Origin of the sequence: Haloarcula laminariae, from assembly GCF_025457605.1 — an archaeon.
GTDB classification, from domain to species: Archaea; Halobacteriota; Halobacteria; order Halobacteriales; family Haloarculaceae; genus Haloarcula; species Haloarcula laminariae.
The window spans coordinates 2,010,561-2,025,953 of record NZ_JAMZFY010000001.1 but is presented as its reverse complement, the minus strand read 5'-3'; the positions used below and the strand labels follow the sequence as shown (position 1 = coordinate 2,025,953).

General features: G+C 56.6%; 10 protein-coding genes. 4 read left to right on the top strand and 6 right to left on the bottom strand.

The window, feature by feature from the left end:
• The first annotated feature begins 582 nt into the window (after positions 1–582).
• Positions 583–2,616, top strand: a complete 2,034-nt coding sequence (locus NJQ98_RS10435) for a phospholipase D family protein (RefSeq protein ID WP_262178323.1) — start codon at positions 583–585, stop codon at positions 2,614–2,616.
• 50 nt (positions 2,617–2,666) lie between these two features.
• Here NJQ98_RS10435 and NJQ98_RS10430 read toward each other — a convergent pair whose 3' ends face one another.
• Positions 2,667–3,098: a helix-turn-helix domain-containing protein gene (locus NJQ98_RS10430; RefSeq protein ID WP_262178321.1), complete on the bottom strand. Its 432-nt coding sequence runs from the start codon at positions 3,096–3,098 to the stop codon at positions 2,667–2,669.
• A gap of 138 nt (positions 3,099–3,236) precedes the next feature.
• On the opposite strand from NJQ98_RS10430, the gene NJQ98_RS10425 reads away from it, so the two are divergent.
• Both NJQ98_RS10425 and NJQ98_RS10420 read left to right on the top strand, forming a co-directional pair.
• The gene (locus tag NJQ98_RS10425; protein ID WP_262178320.1) at positions 3,237–3,836 is read left to right on the top strand and encodes a DUF8170 family protein; all 600 of its coding nucleotides are present in this window, start codon (positions 3,237–3,239) and stop codon (positions 3,834–3,836) included.
• Positions 3,837–3,890: 54 nt separating this feature from the next.
• Entirely contained in the window at positions 3,891–4,088 is a 198-nt protein-coding gene (locus NJQ98_RS10420; protein WP_262178318.1) for a hypothetical protein, read from the top strand.
• A gap of 1,592 nt (positions 4,089–5,680) precedes the next feature.
• Here NJQ98_RS10420 and NJQ98_RS10415 read toward each other — a convergent pair.
• The 5 genes from NJQ98_RS10415 to NJQ98_RS10395 all read right to left on the bottom strand — a co-directional run bounded on the left by NJQ98_RS10415 (position 5,681) and on the right by NJQ98_RS10395 (position 13,449).
• The gene (locus tag NJQ98_RS10415) at positions 5,681–5,983 is read right to left on the bottom strand and encodes a hypothetical protein (protein WP_262178316.1); all 303 of its coding nucleotides are present in this window, start codon (positions 5,981–5,983) and stop codon (positions 5,681–5,683) included.
• 1,031 nt (positions 5,984–7,014) lie between these two features.
• The gene (locus NJQ98_RS10410) at positions 7,015–8,793 is read right to left on the bottom strand and encodes a hypothetical protein (protein WP_262178315.1); all 1,779 of its coding nucleotides are present in this window, start codon (positions 8,791–8,793) and stop codon (positions 7,015–7,017) included.
• Between the two features lie 300 nt (positions 8,794–9,093).
• The gene (locus tag NJQ98_RS10405; protein WP_262178313.1) at positions 9,094–10,590 is read right to left on the bottom strand and encodes a tyrosine-type recombinase/integrase; all 1,497 of its coding nucleotides are present in this window, start codon (positions 10,588–10,590) and stop codon (positions 9,094–9,096) included.
• Between the two features lie 14 nt (positions 10,591–10,604).
• A complete protein-coding gene (locus NJQ98_RS10400) occupies positions 10,605–12,137 on the bottom strand; it encodes a phospholipase D-like domain-containing protein (RefSeq protein WP_262178311.1) in 1,533 nt (510 codons plus the stop codon).
• Between the two features lie 37 nt (positions 12,138–12,174).
• Entirely contained in the window at positions 12,175–13,449 is a 1,275-nt protein-coding gene (locus tag NJQ98_RS10395; protein WP_262178309.1) for a HEAT repeat domain-containing protein, read from the bottom strand.
• Positions 13,450–13,745: 296 nt separating this feature from the next.
• On the opposite strand from NJQ98_RS10395, the gene NJQ98_RS10390 reads away from it, so the two are divergent.
• Positions 13,746–15,392, top strand: coding sequence for a uracil-xanthine permease family protein (locus tag NJQ98_RS10390; protein WP_262178308.1), 1,647 nt, complete (start codon positions 13,746–13,748; stop codon positions 15,390–15,392).
• The last annotated feature ends 1 nt before the right edge of the window (position 15,393 follow it).

The following is a 15,393-nucleotide window of genomic DNA, read 5'->3' as shown; positions in this document are numbered from 1 at the left end:
GTGGGCTGAGAGTAGTCCACAGCGTCAGCGAGTTCAGTAATGGAGAACGCGTCAGAATGCTGCCGATATAAAAATGAGAGGAGGTCGTGTACTGCTTGGCTTCGGAATAAATCGGGGTTCTGAGCCGGGACAGCCAAGAGAACGGTCGATCCGCACTCGGGGTCGGTATTCGAGTTACTCGATATACTGAAAACTTCGACAGGCTATTTACTTAAAGTTTATATTAGAATGGTTATATCGCTTATATACTCACGTGGCCTTCTGCATGCGCTTAGCGGAGTTCGACGGCTGACTTCATTTTGCTGACCGAGTGCGTGATTGTCGGACTGCCCGGAATACTCAACATCCACATGGTTCTGATGACGTTTGGACTATCAGTAGTACCCGTGCTTGTGTTCCTTGCGGATGTCGAATACGCAGCGTCGCGGCGATTAACCACTCTGTCGGACTGTCCATGGTAACGTAGATACAATATAAATTGTAGTTTTGAAGTGAATAGCATAGACTCGTTGACTATAGTTGTATCAAAGAAGAGTATATCAAGTATGCTAGATTATGTCTGCCGGGATCGTAGAGGTGTGTATGGAAATCGATTTTCAAATGGTCAGTCGAAAGGATTCTTTCCGGCTCGTAGAACTGAAGAGCTATCAGACATTCAAGCAATTTTTTACAGATGTCCTTGAGGTGCGCGTGGTTACGTTCTGCACAACGCCGCAATATCTCATCGAAACGATTGATGACATCGCTCCTGACGCTGAGTTCGAAGTGATTGTGGGTGATGCGACATCGTATCGTGAGCAACTGCAGGACAGTGTTGAGTTAGCTGACCGGCTTGAGCAGTTACGCCGTGACGACCGGGTTAGCATTTTCGAGTGTCCGAACCGGAATGTTCACGATAAGCTCTACCGGCTCACAAGGACTGGCGAGACAGTAACGTGGATTATCGGCTCGGCGAATTTCTCTAAGAATGGGTGGAGCCGTCAGCACAACTCCGCGATCGTGCTTGATACGACCACAGGGTCAGCGATTGATCAAGAGTTGACAGAGTATTTCGACGGTATACGAGAGGCGTACGCTGAGCCGTTCATGGCGGACTTAGCAGCGGCTATCGACGCGGGCGGTGAGCGTCGGGAGGCCATCGAAACATGGCTTGATGTCGGGACAACAGGGGAGACACCCGAAGCGGAGTTCATTGCTGAAGTCACCGACCACATCGATGAGAGTGTTGACCCGGACCCGATTGCTGTGGCGGTTGGTGATGACCGCTCGTCGAGTCAGAAGCGTACTTCGGCAGCAGACGCTGTGGCCGTTGACGGACTCCCGGATCACCGCGTGTCACTTTCGCTCGCACACTTGGATAAGGCGGCACGAGATGAGGTCACGAAGCAGTTCACGTCGGCGGGAGGGAGTGTGACACAGGACACCCTGACGCTCACACCTGGTGTGTTTCAAGAGGTTTCGGCTCGGCGGTTCGGCGTGCCACCGATGCGGTACCGGACTGTTGACAGACAACCAGAGCTGCGATTCCACGCCGACGGTCGCGTGTACGACCTCACTGAGCCGTTGCCAGACGATCCTGCCGAGGTCGACGATGCACTTGCTCACCTAGAGTCGTATTTTGACCTCGTCGCGGAATACGGACGAACGAGCGACCCGGACGGACTGCGTGCGACACTGTTCGAAGCATTACTCTGGATGTTCTGGTCGCCGTTTGCGACGCGACACGCCGCGTTCTACCGGTCGGCCGGGTTAGAGGAACTAGATAAGACGTTACCGATGCTGTACATTCACGGCGACCCGTCGTCCGGTAAGGGAACGTTCGCTAGATTCGCGCTCTCACTTATCTCGCGTGGGCGTGTTGTCCGTCCGGTTGACGCTGACGGCGTCGACGTCCGGAAACTCCGCGCGTTGCGTGCCGCGGATACGTGCTTCCCGCTTGTCGTCGACGATATCAAGGCTGATCGAGTCAATTCGTTCGGCTTGCTCCGGAACTACTGGACCGATCACTGGCAGCCAGGTCGGCATTTTCCGAGGTTTTGCTTCATTTCAAACGACAAGCGACCTGAGGGTCCCGAACGTGAACGCATGCGGCTTCTTCATTTCGATGTCCACTTCGACCCGACCGACCAGGAGGGACAAGCAGAAGTTAATCGCCTCATTGCGACAGACAACCCGTTGTTCTCTTGGTTCGCGTTCCAGTACCTCCGTACCGAGCTGAGTTTACAACCGTCGGGTACGCAAGCCCCACCGATTGTCGAAGTCAGAACAGTTATGCAAAATCTGTACGCGTACGCCGGGCGGCCACTCCCTGACTATTTCCCAACCGTCCCTGCTGAAATGGTGCACGATGTCGGCCGTGACCGGTGGAAAGAGTTACTAGAATCTGACCGCGTGACCGTCAACACTGTCGATGAAGGCCTTCAAATCCGGTTTGACAAGGAGATGCGGTTCGACTACACTGAGTACATCCGTGCGGTACCATTGTACTGTCGGCCCGATCGTCGCGGGCTTGACCTCATTGTTCGTGAACCAGCGGCCTTCGAAGCTTGGTTAGGGAGTCAACCATGGGAAAATGAGTCCCGCCTCAAAAGAATTGCACGGCACATCACCGGCTGACGAACTGTTTGTATTGATTTCAGGGCTGTTGTGCAAACTCCAGGGACAGCTCAGCCATCTGGCCGCGGCATGGTTTCAACGTCACGGATACGACTGGTTTTTTCCACAGCCTCGTATTGCCGTTGCCACGCGGCTTCCGGGAACAGGCCGTTCTGATCGAAGAGTTCTCGGGCGTTGTCAGTGAGTTCGAAGAACTGGTACGGGAAGTTTCGCAGTCGGTTCCCGGGTTCGAACTCGCGGACGCGAACGACGCCGGCGTCTTGGAGTGTGTTGAGGTGTCGGCGGATCGCGTCGCTACTGAGCGGCGGGTTCATGTAGTCGAGTTCCTCAACGCTTGGCGCGCCTTGCGGATGCCCGACGATGTCGGCGATGATGTCCGCGCGCTTCTTATCGGTCGCGCGTTGTAACGCGCGCCACGTGTCGAACTCTTCGTCAGTGGCGTCGGTGCTGTCTCGCCCGACCGCTTCTGCCGGGGGATGCATATGCACAAGTTCGTTCCCGAGCACCATAAACACTTGTGTTCAGATGAGAGTGGTCCACAACTAGTACTGCAAATAGTTGGTATAGTGTTCTAACGTTGAACGCACAATTAATATGTAGTGCAGGTGAACGGGTCGGTAATGGGTGCTGATGAGACTGACCCGGAGGTTGGTGACGACGTCGGTGCTGATATTCCAAGTGAGGAGGAAATCCTCGACGGGATTGAGGGGATCCAGCTCTCGCCAGCGGAGCATCAGCGTATCAAGGATGTGGTGAATGGTGAGGAGCTGCGGCGGGTCAAAGGACACGACCGCCGGTACTTGATTGCTGGTGCAGGCGGACAGACCGGGGCCGCGACGCGACGTGAGCTCGTGTACGAGTTGCTTGATGCGCGTCCGGATGCCGTGTCGATGCAATTGGAGGAGTTTGGATTAACTCCTGAGGAAATCGAGCTGTGGATTCGCGTCTTCGATATTCTCTGTGGGCGTGCAACGCATATTGTCGGTGTCATCGAGGATTTCGACGGCGGGTACGTGTGGGAGCTTGGACTTCTGTTCGCTCCGTCGTACCGGGAGAAGACCTGGATTTTGAAACGACGGTACACTGATGACGAAATAGAGCGCGACCGGTTCGATAACGGAATGGCAGCTTCCCATGTCAAACTCTTATTGACTGGTGACCGGTGCTGCGAATGGATCGACAAAGACGCCCTCAAAGACTGCGTCACAGGAATCCCGTGATGTCGTTCCCATTCCCCGGAAATATTAACAGAATTGGCGGAACATGATACGCACATGATGGGTGTCGGGCTACGGGAATTGAAACTGAGTGCAGTGTTCGTTTTGCTGACCGAGCTGGTTGTCATTGGATTAGTTGGCGAGGTCACGGTTCGTATCGTTTCGATGACAGCGGGTCTGTCGATGGTGCTGATAGTAGCATTTCTAGCAGGGGTGGAATACGAAGCGATGAAGCAACCGACCAGGTCAACGTGACGACTCGCGCCGGAGTGATTCACGCGTAGAATTGGGATTACAGCTTGGAGAGTGTGCCTCACCGCGATGTGTCCCGCTGTTGTCTCCATAGTGAATTGAACATTCATTTTCAGGACATGGGGTTACCTTCGTCGGATGAATTGCGGACAAGGGGTTGCTGCTACATATCTCTGGATATTTGGCTTTAAAATATCAAAAGTAGGTAGATATCGCCTTCACGAGCTTCACACGGGGGGAGGGGGTGTGTCCGCAATTCTATGCCGGTGAGTATGGGGGCACATTTTACCGTCGGAGTCGCCAGGAGGAGCGAGCCAGAAAAGCGGTGAAGAGCAGTGAGAGTGGCTGCAGCGGAAAGTACGAAAGAAGAGGAGGCTGTCAGAAGTGGCTATCCCGCCTCTTCTTCTAGTCTAGCGTCTAGACGCTAGTAAGTTAGTATTATATCTTATGGAATCGGCAATAACAGCCGTACTAACAGCACAGCTAGACAGCTACACAGCACAGCAAACCGCCGAGAACTCCTAATACAGCACGTCAAACCCCGGTCTTCTATGACACATCCAGCAACAGCACCTCGGCCATAGTAATCTAGCCTATCGCATTACCTCTCAACGGGTAACAAGGAATTCCGGACACACCCCCTCCCCCGTCACCACCTCAGGTTGTGACTGACCAACCGAACAGACATAGCAGTAAATGTCAATGTTACCGAAACAGAGTTCGGAAGCCGTTAGACTAGGTGAGGAGATGGTTCGTAAACGCGGTGCCTGTTCCAGAGCTCCTCATGGTGCGTGTGGAACTCTCGAACAGGATCAGTGGCTGGTTGCAAGTCAACCGTACTCTCGATGTGCTGATTCCAGGGGAGTCGTCGCCCGTGATCTGTCCAGCAGACTAGTGGGTCAGTATCAACAGTCGGTTGCTCACCTGTCTCGACGCGTACGGTGAGGGTGGCAGGTAACTTGACTGCGTCAGTGGCGGCCCACCAGGCGACACCGCGATACCCCGAGTTACGATACAGTGTGTCATCAAGAAGCGGGATGTCCTCAACGTCGAGTGAAACGGACCAAGAAATTCTCTCCCGGAGGTGGGCTTCTCGATTCATTTGGGTCACCCCTTGGGACGTGTCGGTAGGTGCGAGTCGGTCTCCAATTCCCGGCGCGATTGCTCGCCAGCAAAAGAGTGTCGTATCAGTGGGTATGACACACCGATGAGCTGCGCCGTCCACGGGGAGTTTGATCTCAACCGAGGGGTATGAGAGACCGTCAGTCCGCGTCATCGGAAGTAAACACCTGTAGGTCCGCTGCTGGTGACGTAGGGCGTGAGTCAGGATCCGGGGTCGGATTAGTTACGCGGAACTGCGTTGTGCATCCATAACTCGGAAATCGGCCTGAGTTACAAACGAAGCAATGCTGCCGGAACGTATCGCCACTCGATCGGTCGTCGCTTGCTTCGAATCGGGCCGGTGTACCACATTGTGTACAGACAGCATCGAACGGGTTCAACTGATTATCCCATTCGTCCGGTAGTTCAATTTCTGCGGTGTCAGTATTTCTCATCGCGTATCACTCATTCTGGTATCCCTCCCTGTCTGTAAATCAGTTCTCGGACTTTGCCTCGTCTGCAAGGTTCGCTAATTCGAGGGTTGCCTGTGCGCTCCCGATTTGCTCTTTGACGCGACCAGTTTTCCCCCAATACGTGCCTTCTGATATACCCATTATATCTGCTCGCTCACTGCCTGTCTTCTCAGTGAACTCTTTCAATACGTACGCAAGGTATTCCCGCTGCGTAAAGGCGCTGTTCTCTATAGTCTTCTCCAAGTCAGATACCTCTTCACGGACGCTATCTGGCAGGAATTCCTGTATTAACGTCAGGTCGTCCGTGTTTTCTGATTGACTCATGCTTCCCATCTACACTGACATGAAAATCAAAGTACCGCCTATTCGATGCACAGGCTGCAATCAGACAGGTTTGAGTTACATCTCCCGCGCTCGGAACACTCGGTGGTGCATCAGCGAGACCGCATCAATCGGCGCTGCTACGTGTGGGTCTCGTGGTTGCTGTGGGTCTTGCATTCCACTTTGGGACCCTATCCGAGCGACGCAATGATGAATCATATTAACGGTAGAATTGGCTAGATTGATAGGAAGGGAGTCGGGATATCTCAAAATATGTTATTGAATTGTATCGAGTCGATTAGCGATTTGCATTGTTAGTTTAGCTCCAGTAGTAGGGTACTTGACGTAATAGGTGAGATAGGTCGGGTGGAGTTGGAGTGACACGCGAGCGGTACTTGGAATCGCTTCGGTAATCTCTCGAATCCGATCGATTGATATTGTAAGGGTCGATGCAGCTCCTTGGATGCTGTTGATGTGCGACGTAGGAATCGAGTACGAGAACGCGTCGTCATTGTATCGACTGGTTGCAGAAAACTCGATGGTTTTCGTTTCCGGGGCTAGATGGATTTGTATTTCTTCTCCGAGAAGGTTCGCAGTACGCACTGCGCGAGCGAACGGTTTGTGTTCGATCAAGCAGTTTCCCATCGTTTCATCTGAAATGACATTGGTTACGCGGTGCGTGTATTGGCTATTGAGGGGAGACAATCGGTATGTGAGCCAGTCTGATTCGAGTAAGACTGTTGGGGGTGCTGTCTCTGTTGGGGTTGAAAGTGTGATGGGTGAATCGGGACCGACCCGTAGAATCTCATCAATCTGTGTAACAGGAATCCAGAAACTACTTTGTGCGTTTTCTACACTGAGAGTTGAACACGTGGCTGGAATTCTATAATCAACGCTAATCGTTTTGTCATCTGAGACGGCCCGTACCCGGATCCTGTCATGTGTAACATCAATATAGGATTCGCCTTCGGTTCGAACAGCTAATCCTGGTTGGATTATTTGTTTGAGTGTCGATGGCTCTGTGCGAATGGGCACTAGTAGTGTTCCCTGTGATACTGTAACGCATCCGGTAGAGTTGGGCCGCCAAGAGCAAGCTTCTCGGTGACTTCCAAGAATTCTTTTTGCGTGGTTGTAAGTTCCAATCCACTCCGCGGAGATGGAACGGTATTCACGATGTTGTACAGATTATAGAACAGGGCAGATATGTTGAAATAGAACGCTTTCCGCACCGGATTACTCGTATCAGCAGAGACATCGAACTTGTTTTTCGCCATCCGGAACAAGGATTCGATTTTCCCGCGCTGATTGTAGCAGAAATTAATATCGGTGATCAGTTCCGCCCGTTCGTCATCGTCTGTTGGGAATTGTATATCTGTGTAGAACGCGCGAACTGGCTCAATGGAATCAGTATCGTCACTAGACCCTGAGTAACCGATTAATTTCGTCGAGGGATACAACTCATCGTAGCCCGCATACTCAACTACAGCAGTGTCACCAGGGTCAAGTTGCTCACGGAGGCGCGTATAGTCATTGTTTTGTCCGGAAGGATGTGTGTCGTGTTGAGCACATATTATCCAAGATTCGGGGATGAACGCTCGACAGGCCTCGATATCTTCTCGGCTATCGAAGCCCCGATCAGCCATGAATAACTTAACGTCAACCATCGAAGTCAAATCACGAAGGAAATTCTTCAACATACGTGCTCGTTGACTTTCCGATTTCAGTAACCGGAGGCCAAACGAGAAGTCAAGAGCTGGATCAGTGAACGAAAGCGATGCGAAGCGCCACTGACCATTCGCTGTGCGAAACATATCGTCATATTCAGTGGCTTTGATGCTCTGTACATCAGTGAGATCGTATGAAACCATAACGGACTTCGAAATCACCCCTGATTCAATGACGTACTCTAGAAGCGCTTGATTGATATCGTCAAACATCTCTTCGACTTGCCACAGTTCCAAATCGTCGATGTGGGCCCTGATCGATGAGCCGCTCAGTGCATTGTCAAGGTCATGAGAATGATGTGCTGACTGATCGTAATCCTCAATGCTCAACTCATGATGTGCTGTGTATGCGAATACTCCGAGTAGGCTCCGAATATCTCGGGATTTGTTCACCTCACGGTTGAGGTCAAGTTCAGCCAGAACAACTTGTAACAAGTCTTCTATAAGATTATACAGCGACAGATCTCGCGGGCCAGCCGCAAAGTCAGACCCGGCCGGCCCCATCTCATAATCGAGTTCGTACTTTTCAGCTACTGATGTAGGAAGCGGGACACCTCTGCGAAATAATGCGTAAATCGCAATGAACGTCGCCTCAACTACGTCCTCAAATGAACCAGTGTTTTTCAACGCTTTAGCCGCTTTTCTGTATGTTGAAGATTCGTAAGCACGCTGGAGTCCAAACTGCTTGAGTTCGTTATCGGAATAGTCCGAAACATGCTCAGCTAGGTCTTCGAACGAGTCAAGATCACGAGCCACTCTAAGCATCACCCCACGTACTTTGTGGAGTCCTACGCTACTGATTTGTAATCCAGCTGTTTGTAAGGCCAACTCTGCAATCTCACACAACTCCTCATCAAAAATTTTGTTCTCATCTCGATCATCATTACCATCGGTGTAGCTGTCGGACCGATTGTATCGAGCCGTCGCAACAAACAGCGGTTTGTGTAACTCAATGTCTCGCCGCCCTCTTTCTGGAGAGGGAATGACAGGATCTTCCGTCGCGGTTGGATTGAAGCTTTTAAATTGCTCTGTGCTGTTTTGATTACTATCCGATGGTTTCTCTGTAAAACTCTCTTGATGTTCAGTCATTCCGTATAATTCTAATTATCTAAACTCGCTACTTATAAACCCTCGCCGTATAGCAAATTAACAGATATTTGCTATCCGCTAAGCTACGCGCACTCACTAATCTACATACGAGAAATCACCAAGGTAACACTCTACATCTATTGATCTCACAATTCAAATACAGTCCGAAAAATCAAAAAACCGGTAGCCTGGTTAATAGAACACTTGAAAACCTATTTTCCGATTATTCCCATCATCCGTGAGGAACGATGATCGACAAACCGGTCGATGTTTTCTGAGCGGGCTATTCGAATCATCACTTTACTCCAAATTACTGTCCCCACGAAGCCAATCCAAAAATTCTTCATTCTCAGCTAACTCATAATCCGCTTGATGCAGTTGATAGTTCTCAGCGAAACTTGTAGATAGGATCAGGTGCTTCACCTTATCTATCGCTTCTTCGGGCAAATTATCTATATTAATTACATCCATAATTTCATCGTGAGCTCCCGGAGGCTCTCCAATTCCAGCGCGTTCCACAAGGAATGACATAAAGACTGCATTAACCCACGAGAATTGTTCGCGTGGCAGACGCTGCAGAGCCGGTGTTGTACTAGACATACCTGAGTATTTTTTATACAAGGCATCTTCTTCGGGATCAATCAGCAATTCGGAGTACAACTGATACCAGTCAGCTGGCTTCTCGTTTACTCTAACAGAGCAATACGGGCAGTTTCGAGCGTCATATGGGATTTGTCGTCCGCAACGTGGACAGTCCTTGAATTCTGGCTCAACATTACCCGTTTCGGCTTCTATACCCCTGGCCTGCAACACAGAAGCAATCTTATCTTCCTGTGAAATGTGAGCGTACCGCTTCATTTGATTGCTGCCTTCGGCCCAATCTAACGTGTGTTCAATGTCCATATCGTCGTATTCAGACGACCTCTTCATGTAAGTCACCCGCGCGTGCCGAAAGCAGTGAACATGCACACGGTCCTCGTCGATATCAGCGTCTCTAGCTGCCCTCTTTAGCTGTTGGCGTACTGCTTCAGAAGACATGTGCTTCCCGTAGTGCTGCTGCTTATCCGTTCTACAAAACAGGGCCGAGTCAGTGTCATCACTTCGCGGATGTTCGCTTAGCCAGTTGTCCAGGTATCCTCTCGCAACCGTGACCGGTTTTTTGTCGCCGCCAGCACCTTTGTCGCCGACGACGTCAAGTGGGGCAGACAGCAAACCGTACTCCTCATTTACTTCTTCGTAGTCTTTGACTTTTAAGGACATCAGCGCTGTCGCTCTCCATGCACATTCCCAACAGACAGCAATAACAGCCTTCGTTCGAGGCTTGTCAGCTGCCTCGATTAAGCTCCACACCTCATCTTTATCGAGCACCCATTCCTCGTCTATTTTTCCTTGTGTAACCGACGGGACATCAATATCAGCAAGCGCATCGATATCGCGTGCTTGTCCAAAGTCTTCTACCGTTCGCAGGTACTGACGACGCGTTCCGTCAGAATACGATTCTCCCTTGCCCTTATTTTTTTCCGCTAGATCTGCCATCCCCAAATTGATATCATCCACATCGCAGTCATTAAGTGGCTTATCCAGCACTTCCGCTAACCTTCGGAGGCGACCAATGTAGTTGAATGCGCAGCTGTAGTCCACGCGGTCGGTTACCGAATTTGCATACAGTCGCAGTTCCCTGCGATCCTCCTCTCTTGGAATCCGGTATTCCCCCTCCTCATTTTGTTGAGTGATGAGTTCTCTCTCGCGCTTGAACTGGTCCTTGTAGCTGTTTGGGTCGTCACCTGACGCGACCATAAGTCGTGATTGGACTATTGGTATAACAAGCTATGGACAGGGTTCCAGTTGAGGCTCCCGACTATCACCCGGTCGTCGTCGAGTACCGCCCCCTTGGCGTGTATCTTCGCGTAGCGGTCGCCGGGCTCTGCTAGCTTCGCCGACAGCGGCGACCCGGTGCGGTCGGCCCAGGAGTTGTACCGCTCCACTTTCTTTCGGTTCTCCTCGCGGGCGTACCACGCCGAACTCAGGAGGAGACGGACATCGACGCCGCGCTTCGCGGCCCGACGGAGCGCCCGCACGAGCGGCTCGTCCCAGCCGCCGACGGTCGGTTGTACTACGTCGATAGAGTCGTTCGCGGCGTCGAGCTCGGCGACGAGTGCGGACTGGGCGTTGTCGGGTGTCACCAGTAGCTCGGTCCGCTCGACCGGGACGGTGGTCGCGTCGAACGCCTTGGGGTAACTGGCGTTTGCCGCCTCGCCGCGCTGGAACGACCGCCCCTCGCGGAAGTCGTCCCACGCCGCCGCGTCGCGCCAGCCGGCGTCCGCGCGGAAGGTCTCGGTCAGTCCAGCGACGACCCGGGACTGGCTCGTCGCGACGCCCCACCCGCGGCTGCTCCGGCCGCCCGTTCCCGCGGGCTTCCAGTTCTCGGTCATGACGACCGCTTGGTCGTCCGCGACGGCGTACTTCGCGTGGTGGTAGCGGTACCGCGCCCGGGGTCCGGCGACCACGCGGATCTCGATACCCGCCTCGTTCAGGCGGTCGAGCGTCGTCGCTTCAGTGCGGGTGCGCCCGCCGACGGGCTCCCCCTCCAGCAGGACGCGCACCTCGGCGCCGCGGCGGTGGGCGGCGACCAGCGCGTCGGCGACACGCTCCGAGGAGAGGGTGTACCCGGCCAGATACACCCGCGATGTCGCGTTCCGTATCGGCGCGAGCGGTGCCCCGGGAGCGTCCGGGAGCGTAAAGGCCCGGACCTCGCCTGAGCCGCCGGTGACGACTGGGCGCTCGGTCGCGCCGAGCGGGCGCCACTGGACCGACGACCCTGCGACGACAGCCAGCTCGCCCTCTTCGGTGTCGTCGTAGCGGACGCGCGCGACGGTACTGCCGTTCCGCACGAGCCGGACGCTGTCGCCCCCGTTGGCCAGCGCCGGGGCGTCGTCCAAGCCGACGACCGGGTAGCCGGTGAGGTTTCTGACGCTCTCGGGGGCGTCGGTCACGGCGACCCGACCGCTGGCCGTCCGCTTCGGGAGCGGGGCCGCCGTGTCGCCGTCGGTGATGGTGTAGCGCCCCAGCGCGGTCCCGTTCGGTAGCGCGAGCACGACGAACTCGCCCCGGTCGCCGCCACGGACCGGGTCCGGGTAGACGGCGTGGATGGCGGGACTGGTGACCGCGTCGTCCTCGGGCTGGGCACCTGTCAGCGGCAGTGAACCGGTCGTAGCCGTCGGTTGCGCCGGGGCCTCGCTGACCGAGTGCCGGGCGCTGTCGGTGACCGGTGACGGCCCGGCGAACCCGGCGGTGACGCCGCTACAGCAGACGAGCGCGACGACGAGCAGCAGCCGGAATCGCATCGGCGGGGCTGGCCCCGCCTCCGTATAAAAGAGTTAGCTACGCGCCGGCGGCCTTCTCGGCCTCGGACTGGACGAGATACGCGCGGTCGTCGGTGTACTTCGCGGCCTCCGCCAGCGCGCTCTCGGTCCCAACCTGGCGCAGCGCCCACGCGGCGGAGGCCCGGACCTCGTCGCTGTCGTCGGCCTCCAGTACGTCCGCGAGCGGGTCGATTGCGCGGGTGTCACCGAGCAGCCCCAGCGCCCGGGCCGCGACCGAGCGGACCTCGGGGTTGTCGGCGTCCAGCCGGTTCGCGACGGGCTGGACCGAGTCGGCGCTGCCGATGGCGCCAAGCGCGCGCAGCGTCACCTTCTGGAGCGCGGGGTCGCCGTCCCCGTCGATGAACTCGTGGAGGGTCTCGCAGGCGCGGTCGTCGCCGATCTGCCCGAGCACCTTGATGGGGCCTTTGTTGCGCTTCTGGGCGAGTTCGTGCATCTTCTCGAAGGCCGGCTCCGCGTCGCTGCCGAGGTGATAGAAGATGTCGAGGAAGTACTCCTCCATGAAGTCCGAGCTCAGCTTGTCGAACGCATAGAGGACGAGGTCGAGGTTCCCCTCCCGGGCGTGGAGCTTCGCGGCGTTCCACTCCGGCGGGAAGTCCTTGCGGTTCTCGTTGGTCAGGATGTCGTAGAACCCCTTGGCGTCGAGCTGTTCCTGGACGGTGAGGTCGCTCCAGACCTCGGCCGATTCGAGGTCCGACTCCAGCGTCTCGGCGGCGGAAAGCAGGTCCGTGATAGTGTCCGTGTCCGCGTCGGGGTCGAGGCCGGCGTCGGCGACGGCATCGGCCACCGAACCGACGGCGTCTGCGGCCTCACTCAGGTCGTCTCCCGCGTCCACGTCGCGGTCGAGGTAGTCGGCGACCTCGCCGAGGAACGCGTCGACGGCGGCGAGCGCGTCCGCCCGGCCGTCGTCGGTCCACTCGCTGTCGGTGAGCGTCGCCTGTGCGTCTTCGAGAAGTCCGACGACGTCCTCGGCGTAGGGGCCCCGCTGCGCTTCGAGGTCCTCCCGGAGGTCGGCGAGTCGGGACTCGACCTCCTCGGCGGGGTCGTCTTCCTCGTCGTCCTCGTCCGGTTCCGGGAGCGCGTCCAGGTCGCTCTCGACGCTGTCGAGGCGTTCCTCGACGCCGTCCAGGGCGGCCTCCGTCTCGGCCGCCTCCAGTTCCTCTTCGGCCTCGTCGAGGCGCTCCTGGAGGGCCTCGGCGGTGACCGTCGTGTCAGGCACGTCGCTGGTTTCCTCGTCGGCGGTGTCGTCCGCCGGCTCGTCGTCCCCGTTGCTCATGCCCGCAGGTGCGTGACTGTGGGCCAAGAGCGTTTTCCTTTCCGAATCGGTTAGTTCGTCGTCGTGGCCACGCGAAAGGGCGTGGATAGCCGGCCGTCCGCCTTGACGCCACCGCGCTGACGGGCGCGCACAAACCGCACGGCACCGGTGGCGATTGCGTACCAAACTGTGCTGTGTAATGTCCGGCCGCGGTATCGGTAGGCGAGCTGAACTGTCTCTCCAGCGAGGAACTGGCCAATGTCGCGCCAACAGGCAAGTGATTTGTGGCGTCGTGGCTACTCCCATCGTAGTTAGGAATGAGTCCCGACGACACGGACGACTTCGAGGAAGTGGAGAAAGATTTCACGCCGGAAGGGCCGAACGTCGCGGGTGACCCCTCGGCTGCCGGATTCGTTGAGTACGGTATCGAGGACAGGCCCCCGAGAGGTGAATCGATACTGCTCGGCGTGCAACACTACCTGACGATGATAGGCGCATCCGTCGCGATTCCGCTGGGGCTGGCGGGCGCGATGGGGATGTTCGAGGCGGCGCCAGGACAGGTGGGCCGCCTCATCGGCACGTTCTTCGTCGTCTCGGGTATCGCGACGCTGGCCCAGACGACAATCGGGAACCGCTATCCCATCGTGCAGGGCGGGACGTTCTCGATGCTCGCGCCCGGACTGGCCATCATCGGAGTGTTGGCCCAGCAAGGGGCCGACTGGCAGACGATGCTCGTCGAGTTACAGGGGGCGGTCATCGTCGCCGGAATCGTCGAGCTGGTCATCGGCTACACCGGCGTGATGGGGAAGCTCAAGCGGTACATGGGGCCGGTGGTCATCGCGCCCGTCATCGCGCTCATCGGGCTCGCGCTGTTCAACGTCCCACAGATCGCAAACCCGAACGCCGGCGCGCCCGGCACCGGACAGAACTGGTGGCTGCTCGGGCTGACGATGCTCTCTATCGTCGCCTTCTCGCAGTATCTCGACCGGCGCCACCGGGCGTTCAAGCTGTTCCCGGTTCTCCTCGGTATCGCGTTCGCGTGGGGCGTCGCCGCGGTCCTCTCGGTGACCGGCGTCTTCGCCGAGGGGTCGGTGAGCTACGTCGCTCTGGGGAGCGTCACGAGCGCCCCCCTGGTCCAGCCCATCTACCCGTTCCAGTGGGGGCTGCCGCAGTTCACGCCCGGCTTCATCGTCGGTATGATGGCCGGGATGCTCGCGTCCGTCGTCGAGAGCTTCGGGGACTACCACTCGGTCGCCCGCATCGCCGGGAAGGGCGCGCCGAGCGCGAAGCGCATCGACCACGGCATCGGGATGGAAGGGGTCGGCAACGTCTTCGCCGGTATCATGGGCACCGGCAACGGCTGTACGTCCTACACCGAGAATGTCGGCGCCATCGCCATCACGGGCGTCGCCTCCCGATACGTCGTCCAGATAGGGGCCGCGGTGATGATTCTCGTCGGGTACTTCGGCCCGATGGGGGAGCTGTTCGCGACTATCCCTGCGCCCATCATCGGCGGCCTCTACATGGTCATGTTCGGTCAGATAGCCGCCGTCGGCCTCTCGCAGCTGAAGTACGTCGACCTGGACGCCAACCGCAATGTCTTCATCGTCGGCTTTGCGCTGTTTGCCGGCCTGGCCGTTCCAGAGTACATGAGCCAGGTCGGGCAGGGGATGGAGGCGGGCGGTTCGACGGCGCTCCAGCAGGGACTTGCGAACGTCCCGGTGCTGGGCGCCGTACTCGGCACCGATGTCGTGGCGACGACCCTGTTCGTCGTCGGCGGCACCGGGATGGTCGTCGGGGGCGTCGTGGCCTTCATCCTCGACAACACCATCCCCGGCACTCGCGAGGAGCGCGGCCTCAGCGCGTGGGCGGCGCTGACCGAGGACGACGAGGAGTTCGTCTCCTCTTTCGACCGTCTGCGCGGCCGCGGCGGCGACCGACCGCCGACCTCCAGTGACGACTGAC